The 16,576-nt window shown below is 55.2% G+C and carries 13 protein-coding genes; 9 read left to right on the top strand and 4 right to left on the bottom strand.

What is annotated here, in order from left to right; genetic code table 11:
• Positions 1 to 127 precede the first annotated feature (127 nt).
• Genes J7382_RS05320 through J7382_RS05310 form a run of 3 tightly spaced genes read left to right on the top strand, consistent with a single transcriptional unit; the run spans position 128 to position 3,248 of the window.
• On the top strand, positions 128 to 1,978 hold the full coding sequence (locus tag J7382_RS05320) for an ABC-F family ATP-binding cassette domain-containing protein (RefSeq protein WP_209067845.1): 1,851 nt from the start codon (positions 128 to 130) through the stop codon (positions 1,976 to 1,978).
• A 42-nt stretch (positions 1,979 to 2,020) separates the two neighbouring features.
• Positions 2,021 to 2,647: a MarC family protein gene (locus tag J7382_RS05315; protein ID WP_058240756.1), complete on the top strand. Its 627-nt coding sequence runs from the start codon at positions 2,021 to 2,023 to the stop codon at positions 2,645 to 2,647.
• Positions 2,648 to 2,666: 19 nt separating this feature from the next.
• Positions 2,667 to 3,248, top strand: a complete 582-nt coding sequence (locus J7382_RS05310) for a TIGR02281 family clan AA aspartic protease (protein WP_209067844.1) — start codon at positions 2,667 to 2,669, stop codon at positions 3,246 to 3,248.
• 14 nt (positions 3,249 to 3,262) lie between these two features.
• Here the strand turns inward: J7382_RS05310 and J7382_RS05305 are convergent, their stop codons facing one another.
• Both J7382_RS05305 and J7382_RS05300 read right to left on the bottom strand, forming a co-directional pair.
• Positions 3,263 to 3,730, bottom strand: coding sequence for a DNA polymerase III subunit chi (locus J7382_RS05305; RefSeq protein ID WP_209067843.1), 468 nt, complete (start codon positions 3,728 to 3,730; stop codon positions 3,263 to 3,265).
• 5 nt (positions 3,731 to 3,735) lie between these two features.
• On the bottom strand, positions 3,736 to 5,202 hold the full coding sequence (locus J7382_RS05300; protein WP_209068269.1) for a leucyl aminopeptidase: 1,467 nt from the start codon (positions 5,200 to 5,202) through the stop codon (positions 3,736 to 3,738).
• A 158-nt stretch (positions 5,203 to 5,360) separates the two neighbouring features.
• On the opposite strand from J7382_RS05300, the gene lptF reads away from it, so the two are divergent.
• From lptF to rsmA, 6 genes are all read left to right on the top strand, one after another.
• Positions 5,361 to 6,479: an LPS export ABC transporter permease LptF gene (gene lptF, locus J7382_RS05295; RefSeq protein ID WP_209067842.1), complete on the top strand. Its 1,119-nt coding sequence runs from the start codon at positions 5,361 to 5,363 to the stop codon at positions 6,477 to 6,479.
• Complete coding sequence (gene lptG, locus J7382_RS05290; protein WP_209067841.1) at positions 6,476 to 7,573, top strand: LPS export ABC transporter permease LptG; 1,098 nt, start codon at positions 6,476 to 6,478, stop codon at positions 7,571 to 7,573. Before lptF ends, lptG begins: the two co-directional genes overlap by 4 nt.
• Complete coding sequence (lptD, locus tag J7382_RS05285; RefSeq protein ID WP_209067839.1) at positions 7,570 to 9,729, top strand: LPS assembly protein LptD; 2,160 nt, start codon at positions 7,570 to 7,572, stop codon at positions 9,727 to 9,729. The genes lptG and lptD overlap by 4 nt, the downstream gene beginning before the upstream one ends.
• On the top strand, positions 9,710 to 10,996 hold the full coding sequence (locus tag J7382_RS05280; protein WP_209067837.1) for a peptidylprolyl isomerase: 1,287 nt from the start codon (positions 9,710 to 9,712) through the stop codon (positions 10,994 to 10,996). The genes lptD and J7382_RS05280 overlap by 20 nt, the downstream gene beginning before the upstream one ends.
• Complete coding sequence (gene pdxA, locus J7382_RS05275; protein WP_209067836.1) at positions 10,993 to 11,961, top strand: 4-hydroxythreonine-4-phosphate dehydrogenase PdxA; 969 nt, start codon at positions 10,993 to 10,995, stop codon at positions 11,959 to 11,961. The genes J7382_RS05280 and pdxA overlap by 4 nt, the downstream gene beginning before the upstream one ends.
• Before the next feature lie 75 nt (positions 11,962 to 12,036).
• A complete protein-coding gene (gene rsmA / locus J7382_RS05270) occupies positions 12,037 to 12,879 on the top strand; it encodes a 16S rRNA (adenine(1518)-N(6)/adenine(1519)-N(6))-dimethyltransferase RsmA (protein ID WP_209067833.1) in 843 nt (280 codons plus the stop codon).
• On the opposite strand, the gene J7382_RS05265 is transcribed toward rsmA, so the two are convergent.
• Complete coding sequence (locus tag J7382_RS05265; RefSeq protein WP_209067831.1) at positions 12,832 to 15,603, bottom strand: molybdopterin cofactor-binding domain-containing protein; 2,772 nt, start codon at positions 15,601 to 15,603, stop codon at positions 12,832 to 12,834. The genes rsmA and J7382_RS05265 overlap by 48 nt on opposite strands.
• The gene (locus J7382_RS05260; RefSeq protein ID WP_209067828.1) at positions 15,600 to 16,451 is read right to left on the bottom strand and encodes an FAD binding domain-containing protein; all 852 of its coding nucleotides are present in this window, start codon (positions 16,449 to 16,451) and stop codon (positions 15,600 to 15,602) included. Before J7382_RS05260 ends, J7382_RS05265 begins: the two co-directional genes overlap by 4 nt.
• Positions 16,452 to 16,576: the final 125 nt, after the last annotated feature.

The raw sequence follows: 16,576 nt of genomic DNA, 5'->3' as shown, positions 1-16,576 counted from the left end.
ATCTCCATTAAACTGAGGGCCAGACACCGTGTCTGGCCAGCATTCGAATTGGCGCTCCGATAGCATGGGTTTGAACACTTGAAAAGCGATGATTGACGCCGCTGCAATACTGCGCCAAACCCGCATCATGCTTAAGATCTCAGACATCTCCTATTCCGTCGAAGGCCGCCCTCTGTTTGAAGGCGCCTCAGCGACCATTCCCACCGGCCACAAAGTGGGTCTGATCGGCCGCAACGGGGCCGGAAAAACCACTCTGTTCCGCTTGATCCGCGGGGAGTTGTCACTCGAAGGTGGCAGCATTACCCTGCCCCACCGCGCGCGCATCGGCGGAGTCGCACAGGAAGTGCCCTCTAACGAAGTGTCTTTGATAAATACCGTTCTCGCAGCAGATACAGAACGCGCAGCCTTGCTCGCTGAAGCGGAAACCGCCACCGACTCAGACCGCATAGCCGAAATTCAAACCCGCCTCAGCGACATTGACGCCTGGAGTGCCGAGGCCCGCGCCGCCTCTATCCTGAAAGGGCTGGGCTTTGATCATGAGGATCAACTGCGCCCCTGTTCGGACTATTCCGGTGGCTGGCGCATGCGAGTCGCCCTGGCCGCCGTGCTGTTTTCACAGCCAGATTACCTGCTGCTGGACGAGCCGACCAACTACCTCGATCTTGAAGGCGCGCTGTGGCTTGAAAACTATCTGGTCAAATATCCGCATACTGTTCTGATCATTTCGCACGACCGTGAGCTTCTCAATCGCTCAGTTGGCGCGATCCTTCATTTGGATGAACGAAAGCTGGCTTATTATACCGGCCCCTATGATCAATTTGCCCGCCAGCGCGCGGAGCAGCGCGCGGTTCAAGCCGCCGCAGCTAAAAAACAACAGGCACAGCGTGAACACCTGCAAGCTTTTGTCGATCGCTTCAAAGCCAAAGCGTCAAAAGCCAAACAGGCGCAAAGCCGTGTGAAAATGCTGGAGAAGATGACGCCCATCACCGCGCCCGAAGACGCGGCGCGTGTTGTGTTCACCTTCCCCAAGCCCGAAGAGCTTTCGCCACCCATCATTGCGATTGAAGGTGGATCCACCGGTTATGATGACAAGGTGGTGCTCAAAAATCTGAATCTGCGTATTGATCAGGATGATCGCATCGCGCTTCTGGGCAAAAACGGTCAGGGTAAATCCACGCTTGCAAAACTTCTGTCCAGCCGTCTTGACCCCATGGGCGGCAAATTCACCACATCCTCCAAACTGCGCATCGGCTTCTTTGCGCAGCATCAGGTTGATGAGCTTTATGTGGATGAAACCCCCATTCAGCACCTGATGCGCGAACGCCCCGCCGAAGGGCAAGCGCGCCTGCGCGCCCGTTTGGCTGGATTTGGCCTTGGGGCCGCACAAGCGGAAACCGAAGTGGGCCGCCTGTCAGGGGGGCAAAAAGCACGTCTCTCGCTCTTGTTGGCAACCTTGGATGCGCCGCACCTGCTGATCCTGGACGAACCGACCAACCACCTTGATATCGAGAGCCGCGAGGCACTTGTGGAGGCGCTCACCGCCTACACCGGTGCGGTTATTCTGGTCAGCCACGACATGCATCTGCTCACTTTGGTGGCAGATCGTCTTTGGTTGGTAAAAGACGGAACAGTGAAACCCTATGAGGATGACCTGCAAGCCTATCGCAAACTTTTACTGACAGCTGAGAAACCCGCAGGCTCCAAACCCAAGCCCAAACCCGTCGCCAAGAAAGCAAGCCGTGATGAAATCTTGGCGCTGCGCGCAGACGTCAGGAAATCAGAACAACGGATCGAGAAGCTTAATGAGATGGCGGACAAACTTGCCACCAAACTTGCCGATCCGTCATTTTATGAGGGTGACAAACTTGGTGAAATGGAAATCTGGCAGAAGAAATACGCCGAAGTCCGAGATGCCCAAGACCGCGCCGAAGATCTTTGGATGAAGGCGCTGGAAAAGCTGGAAAAGGCCGAGAGCTGACCGTAGCCTCAACGTCACTCTAAGAGGGAGCACCCAAACACTATGGACAGCGCCGCCTTTATCACGGCCTTTGTGACGCTCTTCGTCATCATAGACCCAATCGGGCTCTTCCCGATCTATGTATCCTTGACACAGGGCGTGCCTGCGCAGCAACGACGCATGATTGCCATTCGCGCATGTGTCACCGCTTTCATCATTTTGTCTGTCTTCGCATTTTTGGGCGAGGCAGTATTGAATGGCATCGGTATCTCCATGCCCGCCTTCCGCATTGCAGGTGGGATCCTCCTATTTCTGACGGCCTTGGACATGCTGTTTGAACGCCGCACCAAACGGCGCGAAGATCAAGCCGAAGAAGCAGAAGAGGACTACCCCGATCCCTCCATCTTCCCACTGGCCATACCGCTCTTGGCCGGGCCGGGTGCGATCACATCTGTGATCCTTCTTGCGGGTCAGGAAAGCGGCGTTCAGACCACCGTTGCGGTCCTTGGCGTCGCACTTCTCGTGTTAAGTATTGTGTTTTGCCTGTTTCTGACCGCAGGGTTTCTGGAGCGCCTTCTCGGCCGTACGGGCATTACCGTCATCACACGCCTGCTTGGCATGTTGCTGGCGGCATTGGCGGTACAATTCATATTGGATGGATTGAAAGACTTTGGCCTGATGGCCGGCTAGAGCAAAGAAAGACACCGCCATGAGCGAATTTGATGTTGGCCACCTGATCTATATGGCACTTCTGTTGATCATGGTCCTGATCTGGTTTCTTTCTTCGGGCCGCATCAACCTCGGACAAACCCTCCGCCACGCGGCGATCTGGGCGCTCATCTTTTTAGGGGCCATCGCTCTTGTTGGGCTTTGGGAAGACATTCAACATACGGTGCGCCCAATGCAGTCCGTGCTTGCCGAGGATGGCCGGATCGAAATTCCACGCAACGCCGATGGGCATTTTTACGCAAATCTCAACATCAATGGCACGTCCATTCGATTTGTTGTCGACACGGGGGCCACAGATCTTGTTTTGACACAGGAGGATGCCCGCCGCGCCGGATTGGACCCTGACAATCTGCCTTACTTCGGGCGCGCCATGACGGCCAACGGCGAAGTGCGCACAGCCCCTGTTTGGCTTGAAGACGTTTCCTTCAGCGGTATTGACGATCGCGATGTGCGTGCCAGCGTGAATGAAGGCGAAATGTCACAATCCCTGCTGGGCATGAGCTATCTGGAGCGCTTCGAACAAATCACCATCGCAGGAAACAGGCTGATCCTGATCCGCTAAGCGACCGTTTCATGTCAGGCAGCACCGCTTTCAGCCTTCTTCTGCCAGTTGCCACTTTCCTCAGACCAATATTGCGCTGCACAGCCCCCATCGGTCAGCGCTTTCCACTGTCCGCGCGCGTGCTGCACTGCCTCCGGGTCATGGCCATCAAATAAGATACAGACCCGATCCGCTGCCTGTACCTCTTCTGCACTGACCTCTGCGCCATCTACCGACATCACACATGTTGCCCCATTGGCCAACGTCACATCCGTCGTCAGAAGAATGGGCTGCATCGCGTCATGTGCCCCACCCGCAAGGCCATGGGCAAGAAAACTCTCCTCGCCCAAAAGCCATAGTTTCTGATCAAGCCACTCCATGCGGCCAGGATCAACACCGCGCACGGCGATTCTCCACCCTGCCCCGCGCGCCTTTTCCAAAAGCCGCGGCAAGGTCACATCCATGGATGTCTGGGTCAGGTGGTAGAAATAAGCCGCACCCACGCGCATTACTCCTCGAAATGGTCTGCCACAAGGCGGCTCAGGGCACTCACCCCCCAGCCCGTTGCACCCGCTGGCGCAAGCGCGGTTTCAGATTTCACACTGGCCACACCGGCAATGTCGAGGTGAATCCAAGGCGTTCCGTCCTGAACAAACCTCTGCAAAAACTCCGCAGCCGTAATGGATCCAGCAGGCCGCCCACCGACGTTTTTGACATCCGCAATGCGTGATTTAAGCTGTTTGGCATAGCCGCTGCCCAAGGGCATGCGCCACGCACCTTCACCTTCAGCACCTGCTGCCTTCAAAAAGGCATTACACAGCGTGTCATCATTGGAAAACACACCGGCGTTGTCATGCCCCAAGCCAATGATGATCGCACCGGTCAGCGTTGCCAAATCAATCATGCCAGCGGGTTTAAAACGATCTTGGGCATAATGCATCACGTCACACAGCACCAACCGCCCTTCTGCATCGGTGTTGATCACTTCGATGGTGTCACCCTTCATCGATGTCACAACATCACCGGGACGGGTCGCACGCCCGGACGGCATGTTCTCCACCAGCCCCACAAGCCCAACCACATTGGCTTTTGCCTTGCGAAGCGCCAGAGCCTTCATCGCCCCGGCGACAACACCGGCACCGCCCATGTCCATGGTCATATCTTCCATGCCAGCCGCAGGTTTGAGAGAAATTCCCCCGGTATCAAAAACAACACCTTTGCCAACCAACGCCAGCGGCGCGGCATCTTTTTCCCCACCGTTCCACTGCATGACAACCACTTTCGAAGGGCTTTCGGAGCCTTCACCAACCGACAAAAGCGCACCCATTCCAAGATCTTTGAGTGCGGCTTCGTTCAGGACTTCCACCTCAACACCAAGATCTTTCAAAGCGACAAGACGATCGGCAAACTCTGTTGTAGTCAAGACATTGGCAGGCTCATTGACAAGATCACGCGTGAAAAAGGTGCCTTCCGCAACTGCCAGCAAAGGTGCTGCTGCTGCTTCAACATCGTCTGGCTTACTCACCATCATGCGCACAGCACGTGCGTCATCCTTGGTCTCTGCTGTTTTGTGACCATCAAACCCATAGTCGCGCATCGCAATGCCAAACACGATCTGTGCGGCTTTGGGATGTGTGCCCGCCAGCACGGTCAGTTCCGAGCCGTTTCGCGCCTTGCCAAGTGCAGCGCCAGCTTTGCGCGCATCTTCCACCGAGCAGCGGCGCGGCAGCACAACCACGTCCACGGCTTCTGCCTTCAAACCAGCCGGAAAGGCCAACGCGATATGTGTCCCGGCCGCAATGTCCGTGCCCTTTTGCTCACGCAGTTTTTCAATGGCCCCTCTGGTCAGCCGATTGATGCGCCGTGCTCCTTGATCAAGGTTACCTTCTGCCGGAACAAAGACAGCAATCCGTCCTTCTACGTCAGCAATAGTGTCCAACTGTGTCTCTTCAAAAGCAAACTGCACAGGGCGCATCATCTGTTCTCCGTATTGATGGTACAAAACACCTAACGCGCGACTTCTCGCTTGACCAGAGTGATCCCTAAGACATCCACCAGATAGCAGTTTCACCACCTAAGCAATTCCTCTAAACTGCACGCAAACAAAGAACGGCACTTGGGGGATTTTTGGGCGTGAGCAGATTCGACAGATATATCTTGTCGCAGCTCCTGACCCTGTTTGGCTTTTTTGCGCTGATCCTCGTGTCGGTCTATTGGGTCAATCGGGCCGTTTCGCTGTTTGATACGCTGATCGCCAGCGGGCACAACGTGTCTGTGTTCCTTGAATTGTCTATTCTGACTTTGCCCAATGTTATTCGATTGGTGCTGCCTATGGCGGTGTTTGCAGGAACGCTTTATGTAACAAATCGCCTATCCAGCGAAAGCGAACTTACGGTCATGCAGGCCACAGGCTTCAGCCCTTGGAGGTTGGCCCGCCCTGTCGCTGTATTCGGGATTATTTCAGGTTTGATGCTCTCGGTTTTGACACATTATCTGGTGCCTGCCAGCAACGCGACTTTAAGTGAGCGGCAAAAGGAAATTACTGAAAACATCACAGCACGTCTTTTAACGGATGGTACTTTTCTTCATCCCTCAAGTGGCGTGACATTTTACATCCGAGAAATCACCTCCGATGGCGTCCTACGTGACGTTTTCCTGTCAGATAATCGTACACCAGACCGTGCAACGACGTACACAGCATCAGAGGCCTATCTCGTTCAAGATGAATCCGGGCCCAAACTGGTAATGGTCGATGGGCTTGCTCAGTTTTTTAGCGCAGATACCAATCAGTTGATGACAACCAACTTTGCTGATTTTTCTTATGACGTAGGCGTAATGATTGACCCGCAATCTGCTCCGAAAAAATCAGCGCGTCATTACCCAAGTTGGGAAATCGCGGGTAGAATTCCTCAGGTCGCTGAAGAAACCGGTGATAGTATTGGCCGCATCACGCAAGAGTTTCACGAACGGTTTTCCCAACCGATCATGTGTGTTGTTTTCGCATTGATCGGATTTGCAATGCTGATCTCAGGAAGCTTCAGTCGGTTTGGTGTTTGGCGCCAAATTTTGATTGCATTTATAATTTTGGTGCTGCTGGAAACCCTCAAAAATGCCATGGATTCCCCAGTGCGTGCTGCGCCTGAGACTTGGCCTTTGGTCTATTTGCCAGCGTTTCTAGGGCTCGCCATTGCCGCAGGACTATTGAACCTGTCTGCCAATCCGATCCATCTGCGCCGGAGGATGGCGAAGTGACCGTACATTTCTACTTCGCCAGAAAGTTTGTTTGGATCTTTCTTGGTATTGTTGCCGTGTTCTTCATCTTGACTGTGCTGGTGGACATGATGGAACAATTGCGACGTTTCGACGTAAACGAGGTCGGCTTTGCGAAGGTCGTTGCTCTCACTTTGTTGCGCACCCCCGAAAGCATCTATCAGCTTCTTCCATTAATCGTGATCTTGGCAACAATTGCTCTTTTCATTGCTTTGTCGCGCAGCTCTGAGCTCGTGGTCGTGCGCGCAGCAGGTAGATCAGGCATCATCTCTGTGCTGTCCCCTGCAATCATGACACTGATCATCGGCGTGGTTGCCATCACCATGTTCAACCCAATCGTAGCGTCGACCTCGGTTCAATATCAGGTGCAAAGCGATGCGCTGCGATCCAATGGTTCAAACGCACTGTCTTTTTCCAAAGAAGGCATTTGGTTACGTCAAGGCGGTAACTCAGGCCATGCAGTCATTCACGCAGCCCGCACAAATGCAGATGCCACCGAATTTGTTGATCTGAGCATCATTACCTATTCTGACAGCAATGGTCCTGAAAGACGCATAGAGGCTGAGTCCGCCCGCTTAATTGAAGACGGGTGGGAACTCCGAAATGCGCAGGTGTGGGATCTTAATGCTGGCATCAGTCAGAGTGCAGATTCAACGTTTCATGAAACTCTACTGGTAGGTAGCAGCCTTACACCTGATCGCATTCGCGATCGATTTGGGACACCATCTTCGGTTCCCATTTGGCAACTGCCAAGCTTTATCCGCGAATTGAATGACGCAGGTTTCTCAGCGCGACGCCATACGGTCTGGCTTCATATGGAACTGGCGCAACCCCTGTTTTTAATGGCAATGGTGCTGGTCGCATCCGCATTTACCATGCGTCATACTCGTTTTGGCAACACTGGCCTAGCCGTGCTCACGGCTGTCTTGATTGGATTTAGCCTGTATTTTGTACGGAACTTTGCTCAAATTCTTGGGGAGAATGGTCAGATCCCGGTTCTACTGGCAGCTTGGGCGCCTCCCACTGCCAGCGTGCTGTTGGCACTTGGGTTGTTGTTGCATATGGAGGACGGATGACCAACCTACTTTCCCGTCTGCTCCTGGCCACAGCGCTCACTTGCGCATTCGCAAGCCAGACATTTGCCCAAGATACCACACAACCACACTCGGCCAATTCTCCGCCAAAGAAAGTTGTTCTTGTTGCGGATACCGTCCGCATATCGGCCGAAGGTTTGCTGGTTGCTGAAGGCAATGTCGAGGCACTGGCAGATGGCATCCGGCTGCAGGCCAAAGAAGTCACCTACGACAATCAGACTGGGCAAATCAATTTTGAGGGTCCTATTCGCATTACACAGGGTGAAGATGTCTCAATCATCGCCGATGCCGCAGAGCTCGACGACGATCTGCGCTCTGGTTTGATCAGAAGTGCACGCGTGGTGCTCGCTGGCCAGATGCAGATGGCATCTGCTGAAATGAAGCGGCTTGATGCGCGTTTCAATGTTTTGAACCAGACAACTGTCTCTTCTTGTAGAGTGTGTCAGACCGGAGAGCCCCCACTTTGGCGTATCCGTGCAAAACGTGTTGTTCATGATCAGAAAGAGCGGCAGATCTACTTTGATCACGCCAGCCTATTGATCCGGGACGTGCCTATTTTTTACTTTCCGCATCTACGTATGCCCGATCCAACGCTGGATCGCACACAGGGTTTCTTGATTCCCACATTTGAGAGCACCAGCCTGCTAGGCTATGGCTTAAAAGTACCGTATTTTATTCCCTTCGGAGAAACACGGGACTTGACGCTCACGCCGTATTTGACTTCTGAAACGCGTACGATGGAGTTCCGGTATCGACAAGGTTTTGAGAAAGGTGGCATCGAGTTCAACGGCGCAGTCTCTGACGATACCATCCTCCCCGACATCACGCGTGGCTATGTGTTTGCGAACGGCCTCTTTGACCTAGGACGCGACTATAAACTCACCTTCAATCTGCGCGCTGTGAGCGATGACAGCTATCTGTCTGACTACGATTATTCCGATCTGGATCGCCTGAACAGCAATATCAAAATTTCACGCGCAAACCGCAATGAAAGCACGGAATTTGCATTCCATCATTTCAAGTCGCTACGGGCAGAGGAAGACAATGATACGCTGCCATCTCTTGTGCTGCAGGCACAAACAGAGCGCCGTTACTTTCCAGCATCGATAGGCGGCGAAATACGCACACGCGTGGAGGCACACGGCCATCAACGCCGCTCCAGCGCCGATGGAAATGACGGACGTGACGTGGGCCGCGCAAATGCCTCCCTGCAATGGTTGCGCAACTGGACGCTGCGTGGTGGGCTGAGAGCAGGCGTTACTGGCGAATTGGCATTTGACGCTTATCGTACCCTGAACGACAGCAGCGTTTCTTCCTTCGACAGCGCCATAACGCCTTCCATTTCCGTGGACTTCCGGTATCCGATGGCGAAGATAGCTGCAGACGGCGCAACCTACCTGCTTGAACCAGTGGCTCAAATTGGCTGGACTGGTGGCAACAATCTCGACGTGGCCAATGACGAAAGCACGCGCAATGAATTTGACGAGGGGAATTTGCTCTCGCTGTCGCGCTTTACATCTTATGATCGCAGAGAGAGAGGCGCGCAAACCGCTGTTGGGCTAAACTGGTCACGCCTCAATACAAAAGGCTGGCAAAGCCATGTATCCTTGGGGCAAATTTTCCGCTCCGAAGCGCAAAGCGACTTTACCCAAACTTCTGGCCTGTCTGGGACAACTTCTGATTTCTTGATCGCAGGTCAATTGAAAAATCAAACGGGTCTGCTGCTCAACGCCCGCGGTCTCATTGATCCCAATGGCACCTTGGACAAAGCCTCCGCTCGGGTCGGCTGGAGCAACAGCACTCTCTGGTTGGATGCCAGCTACATCTGGCTGAATGAAGACTTACAAGAAAACCGCGACCAAGAAATCTCTGAACTCGCGCTCGATAGCCGCTACCGCTTGGCGCGCCATTGGACCGGTCTGCTGGATTGGCGATTTGACGCGGTTTCAGGGCGTGCTTCAGAAGCAGGTCTCGGCCTTGAATACAGAAACGAATGCGTGAAGGTGGAACTTTCACTCTCGCGCCGCTTCTCGACTTCTTCTACCGTACAATCCAGCACAAGCGTTGGCCTGAGCGTGGCTCTGCTTGGCTTTTCGGTGAATTCCAACAATAAGAGTTATGACCGCACTTGCGGCTGATTTGCAGGAAGACAAGACACAAATGACGCAACGCCCCGTGATCCGCTCCCTTTTCCGCGCTTTGACTGGCACGGTCGGTACTTTGGCTCTCAGCGCATTTCTAACTGGTACCGCCTTCGCCCAAAACGCGTTCAGTCCGGCTATCCTGGTCAATGACGCGGCCATTACCTATTTTGAACTGGATCAGCGAGCTCGGCTGCTCGCCATCATGAATGCACCAGGAAACCCCGAGGAACTCGCGCGCGAACAGTTGATCGAAGACCGTCTCAAAGCCCAAGCCGCGCGCCAAATTGGGATTGAACCCTCAGAGGAAGGCATCCAATCGGGCATTGAAAACTTCGCAGCCCGTGTGAATATGAACCCGGAAGACCTGATCAAAGCGTTGTCCGGTGAAGGCGTCGAGGAAGAAACACTCCGTGATTTTCTCGCATCGCAAATCACCTGGGGTGCCGTCGTCCAAACCCGATTTGGCCGCAATGCCGAAATTAGCGAAGATGAAATTGATCGGGCCATTGCGCAAAACAGCGGTGCAGGCGGTGTACGCGTTCTGCTGTCTGAAATCATCATCCCCGTCACGCCTCAAAATGCACGGCAGGTCAACAGTCTTGCAGCACAAATCTCCGAAATCTCAAGCTTTGAAGAGTTCGAAGCTGCTGCACGTACTTATTCTGCTGCGGGCACCAAAGAAGATGGCGGGCGAGTTGATTGGATGAATGTCACAAAATTGCCACCTGCCCTGCGGCCAGTCCTAAGCGCAATGCGGCCAGGTGACGTTAGTCCCCCGCTGCAACTTCCCAATGCAGTTGCCATCTTCCAGATGCGCAGCGTTGCCGAAACTGGACGCGCTGCGCCGAACTACGCGGCTATTGATTATATCACCTACCTGCTGCCTGGTGGACGCACCGAAGAAAACCTACAGGAAGCCGCCCGCATTCGCGCTACGGTAGATCGCTGTGATGACCTGTTTGGTGTGGCTTTTGGCAAGCCTGAAGAACTTCTTACGCGGGAAAACAAAGCGCCCAATGAAATCCCCAAGGACATTGGGTTGGAATTGGCAAAGCTGGACGACAATGAAATTTCCACCAATCTGACCACAGCAAATGGCCAATCTATGATTGTCTTGATGCTGTGTGGTCGCACAGCCACTTTGGATGAAGAAATTTCGCGCGAAGACGTGGCTCAATCCCTACGCAACACACGTTTGGAAAGCTACGCAAACAGCTATCTCAGCCAACTGCGTGCGCAGGCCCGGATTTCCCAAAAATGACAGACCGGCCTATCGCGCTGACCTGTGGAGAGCCTGCTGGTGTTGGCCTGGAAATAGCGGAAAAAGCCTGGAGCGCTTTGCGCTCTGAGCTGAATTTTTTTTTAATAGCAGATCCCGATCATTTGCCAGGCTCGGTGCCCTTTCAATTGATTGACGACCCCGCTGATGCGATTGCCGTGACGGCGCATGCCCTGCCGATACTGGCCCATCCCTTTGCTGCGCCACGCACCCCGGGACGAGCAGCGCCACAGAATGCTGAAGGCGTAATTGACGTCATTGCTCAGGCTGTAGATCTTGCTATGTCTGATCAAGTCTGTGCCATCTGCACCCTCCCAATCCATAAAAAGGCACTCAAGGACGGTGCCGATTTTGCCTATCCCGGCCATACAGAGTACTTAGCTGACCTTGGCAATGTCGAGCGCGTGGTCATGATGCTGGCCTCAGAGCAACTGCGCGTCGTGCCTGCAACCATTCACATTCCTCTCTCAGAGGTGCCATCGGCGTTCACACAAGAGGTGTTGGAAGACACCATCCGCATCACGGCCAAGGGCCTGCAGGATCAGTGTGGTGTGGCCACACCACGGATCGCAATCGCTGGCCTCAACCCACACGCTGGTGAAGGTGGTGCCATGGGCCATGAGGATGCGACTGTTATTGCACCTGTGATCACAAAATTGCGTACTGAGGGCTTTGATCTCACAGGCCCACTTCCGGCAGACACCATGTTTCATGCAGCCGCCCGCGCGCGCTATGATGTGGCCATCTGCGCCTATCACGATCAGGCGCTTATCCCGATCAAGACACTGGACTTTGACGGGGGCGTCAATGTCACCTTAGGTCTCCCGTTCATTCGTACCTCCCCAGATCATGGCACCGCATTTGACATTGCAGGCACAGGTCAGGCCAATCCTTCCAGTACAATCGCGGCACTGCGCATGGCGCGGCAGATGGCACAAAGCGCTTGACGCTTCATTTGGCTGCAAATATCCCCGCCGGAGGCAGAAATCGCGGCACAGCCGCCAAACCACAGGGCTGACCCCATGAGCGCCATAGACGATCTTCCCCCACTGCGCGAAGTGATCGATACACATGGCCTCTCAGCGCGGAAATCGCTGGGGCAAAATTTCCTGCTGGACCTCAATTTGACGGCAAAAATTGCCCGCCGCGCAGGCGACCTGACAGACTGTGACGTGCTGGAAATCGGCCCAGGGCCTGGTGGTTTAACACGAGGTCTGTTGGCCGAAGGTGCCCGTCGCGTGCTTGCCATCGAAAAAGATGAGCGCTGTATGTCCGCCCTGGCAGAAATCGAAGCGGCTTACCCTGGACAGCTGAAAGTGATCAATGGCGATGCGCTTGAAGTCGACCCGCTCAGCCATCTGACACCCCCTATCCGCGTGGCAGCCAATTTGCCCTATAATGTGGGCACCGAACTCTTGGTGCGCTGGCTCACTCCGAAAGAATGGCCGCCCTTCTGGCAAAGCCTCACCCTCATGTTTCAGCGTGAAGTGGCCGAACGTATTACGGCAACGCCCGGTTCCAAGGCCTATGGTCGTTTGGCCATTCTGGCTCAGTGGCGCGCCAACGCCAATATTGTGATGTCCCTGCCCCCCGGCGCCTTCTCGCCTCCGCCCAAAGTACATTCCGCGGTTGTGCACCTCACAGCCCTACCAGAGCCGCGTTACCCTGCAGATGCCGACACATTGTCACGCATCGTTGCTGCAGCTTTCAATCAACGTCGTAAAATGCTGCGCGCCGCCCTCAAGGGTCAGGCGCCCGATATCGAAGACCGGCTCTTGGCGGCAGGCATTCAGCCAACAGAGCGTGCTGAGCGCGTTTCACTGGAACAATTCTGCGCTCTCGCCCGCATTTTCAAAGAGACCTGATCGCGCCGTTTCTGCTTTCAGTGCTGCAGCTTTGATGGCCGCTAAAACGCGATCAGGGCGCGCAGGCAGTTGTGTGAGCTGTGCGCCACAGGCGTGTGTAATGGCATTCAAAATCGCGGGCGCGGTTGGAATAAGCGTGTGTTCACCCAGACCTTTCGCCCCCAACGGGCCTTCCGGATCGGGCACCTCGATGAGGTGGCTGACCACTTCAGGCATATCGCCCACCGTTGGGATCAGATAGTCATGCAGATTACAAGTCTGCCCCGGCACATATTCTTCCATGAGGGCCATACCCAAGCCCTGCGCGATACCGCCCTCAATTTGCCCTTCTGCCAGCGTCGGGTTGATCACACGACCCAGATCATGCGCCGCGCTCACGCGCAGCGTCTTTACCGTACCGAGATCAAGATCAACCTCCACCTCTGCAAGTTGCGCACCATATCCATAGACCGCATAGGGCGCGCCCTGCCCTTGCGCATCAAGCGCCTCGGTCGGTGGATCATACCGCGCCTCTGCCATCAGCACGTAACCTTCCGCCCCCACGGGCAAATCTTGCAGAGCAATGTCACGTCGTTGCGCCCCTTGCGCAACTGTCACTCGGTTGGGCCCAATCTCTATATTCGCACCTTGCCCCATGTTCACAAGCTGCAAAATCTGTTGCCGCAGCGCCTGCGCAGCGCGCAAAATGGCTTGGCCGCTCACCACCGTTTGCCGACTTGCGGAGGTCTTGCCAGCATCCGGAGTGATCGCCGTATCTGCATCAATTAGTGTGATCTGATCCACCGTCACCCCCAAGCCATCCGCCGCGATCTGCGCCATCACGGTATTTGCGCCCTGACCAATGTCCATGGCCCCTTGATGGAGGCACAAAACCCCTTCAGCCGTCAGGCCCATGCGCATGGTTGAAGGATTTGGCAAAGCGGTGTTGCCGCAACCATACCAGCAACTTGCGAGCCCGATCCCGCGTCGCAGACGCCCTGCTCGCCCATTAAATGCGGCAACTTCCTCATTCGCCTGCGCCCAACGCGCAGCCAGGGCATCCAGACAGGCCCCGATGCCAACGCCCTGTAGCCGCTGCCCACAGACCGTTTGCTGCCCATCTTGCAGCGCATTAAGCTGGCGAAAAACCAGCCGATCCATTCCAAGCTTGACGGCCAACTGATCCATCAGGGTTTCCTGCAAAACCGTTGCTTGCGGCACGCCAAATCCTCGAAAGGCGCCTGCCACCGGACCGTTTGTATGGATGGCACGCGCCTCAGCCTGATAGTTTGGGATCTGATAAGGGCCGCTCGCATGCACAGGAACACGCACGGCCACCGTGGGCCCCCAGCTGGCATAAGCACCTGTGTCGAAATCCCCATCAAAGCACATTCCAGTCAGCTTGCCCTGAGCATCAGCGGCCAGACGTGCCGTCATCTGCGCCGGATGGCGCTTTGTGCTGGCCTGCATGCTCTCGGCACGTGAGAAAACCATAACGCTTGGACGCCCGGTCAGACGTGTAACCAGCCCTAGAAAAGGCTGAACGGACATATCAAGCTTGCCGCCAAATCCTCCACCTGTGGCCGCGGGACGGATACGAACTTTCTCTTGAGGCATCCCAAGAAAAAGTGCCGTATCGCCCCGATCCATGGCGGGGGCCTGCGTGGCGGCGCGGATATTAAGCACATCCCCTTCCATCCAGGCTGTGCCTGCTTCTGGCTCAATATAGGCATGTTCTACATGCGTGGTCTCAAACACACCGTGCACCTCATGGGCCGCCTGTGCAAAAGCCGCCTGCGCATCACCACGGGATACCACACCCGCAATCAAAAGATTATCTGGGCGCGTGTCATGCAAAGGTTTTGCGCCATTGGTTTTGGCATCTTGCAAATCCAGAGACTGTTCCGGAAACCAGTTGATTGGCGCGGTGGTGAGATCAAGCGCCTGTACAACCTCCCTTGGCCCAGCAACAAGCGCCACTGCTTCTCCCACCATCCGCACATGACGTTCCGCCAAGACCGGCTGATCCGCAAACCTTGGGATCACACCAATGCAATTGCGCCCGGGCACATCTTCTGCCGTGAAGACTTGCACCCCATGCCGCGCAGCCCACGCGCTCAGCTCAGAACAGGCAAATCGCGCCGCCGCATAGGGACTGCGGATGGCCCGCACCCAAAGCGCGTTGTCCGGAACAAAATCCGCACCAAAGGCCTCCTCACCACAGAGTTTGGCCACACCGTCCAGCCTTTCAACTCTTGCACCGACTGCTTTACCAGATTTTGGTGCAGTCGCTGCCGCAGATCCGGCCACATCCAAAACAGCAGCAATGATCTTCTGGTAGCCTGTGCATCGGCACAGAACGCCTGCTAACGCGGTTTCCACCTGCGATCTGTCTGGCTGTGGCGTGTCACGCAAAAGCGCTTCTGCCGCCATCACCATACCCGGAGAGCATATCCCACATTGCGTCGCCCCATGCCGCAGGAACGCCCGTTGCAAAGCGCCGGGTCCGCGCGGATGCAGCCCCTCAATGGTCTCAACCCGGCGCTCAGAAACCTGTGCGATGGGGGTCAGGCAAGCGCAGACAGCCGCGCCATCAACCAACACGGTGCAGGCACCACAATCACCTGCATCACAGCCCACTTTTGTTCCGGTCAGCCTGTAGTCGTGGCGCAATACATCCGACAGTCTCCGTCGAGGATCCCCCTCATAATCTAGCGCGCGCCCATTAATCTGCAGCCTGATCATTCTAACGCCTTTCCGCGCCCTGACGCCAGGATCAACGCATTTCGGATCAAGCTTGGAACACTGTCCAGACGATAGTCAGAGGTGGCCCGAATGTCTGAGATCGGCGCAAGAGCCGCTCGCACATCTGCCTCCGTCACATGCTGCTCGACCGCATCGCCCCTCACACCCGACAAGGCAGCTTCCACCGCATCAAGTCGACAAGCAACTGGGCTACAAGCCCCCACAGCCAGCGCCGCCTCTGCCACGCGATCTCCGTTGAGCTGTAAACGCACCGCCACCGAGGCAATAGAAATCACAAGATGTTTTCGCGTGCCCAACTTCAGAAAGGCACTGCTGCCTTGTGCCTTACCTTCATCAACCAAAATCGCGGTCATGATCTCATCTCTACGCCGGGTGGTCTGACGTGGGCCTGTGATAAATGCAGATAAAGGCACGTATCGCATGCCTGAAACACTCTGCAATTCCACCCGCGCATCAAGCGCCAGCAACGGTGGAACACCATCAGCAGCTGGTGAGGCGTTGCAAATATTACCACCAAGAGTTCCGGCATTCTGAACCTGCACGCCACCAACTTGGCGCGCAGCAGCTTTCAGCATGTCAAAAGCTGGCGGCAAAGCAGCCCCCACAATAGAAGACCACGACACAGCGGCGCCGAAACGCCAATGACCATGGCAATTTTCTATGGTTTTCAATGGCGCGATATTGGTGAGATCCAATATTTGCTCTTCCAAAGCAGCGGCCTCGGTTGCTGCAAAGAGATCGGTGCAGCCAGACGCCAAGGTCACAGGCGCACTTGCAAGCAGGTGCAGCGCGTCTTTCAACTTGTCGGGACGGTGATAAATACCCATTCTGATCTCTCACCCCATTGATGGACGACATTTGTTTGCATGGCGTCACATCTGAGACAGAAGATCCCAAAGGGACGCATATGCCCCTGCCCCCGAAGCCATATAAAAGCATGTAGAGCACAGAG

It is taken from the genome of Shimia sp. R11_0, assembly GCF_017744035.1.
Lineage (GTDB): Bacteria > Pseudomonadota > Alphaproteobacteria > Rhodobacterales > Rhodobacteraceae > Shimia > Shimia marina.
The sequence above is the reverse complement of the archived record's forward strand: the minus strand, read 5'-3'. Positions and strand labels throughout refer to the sequence as shown.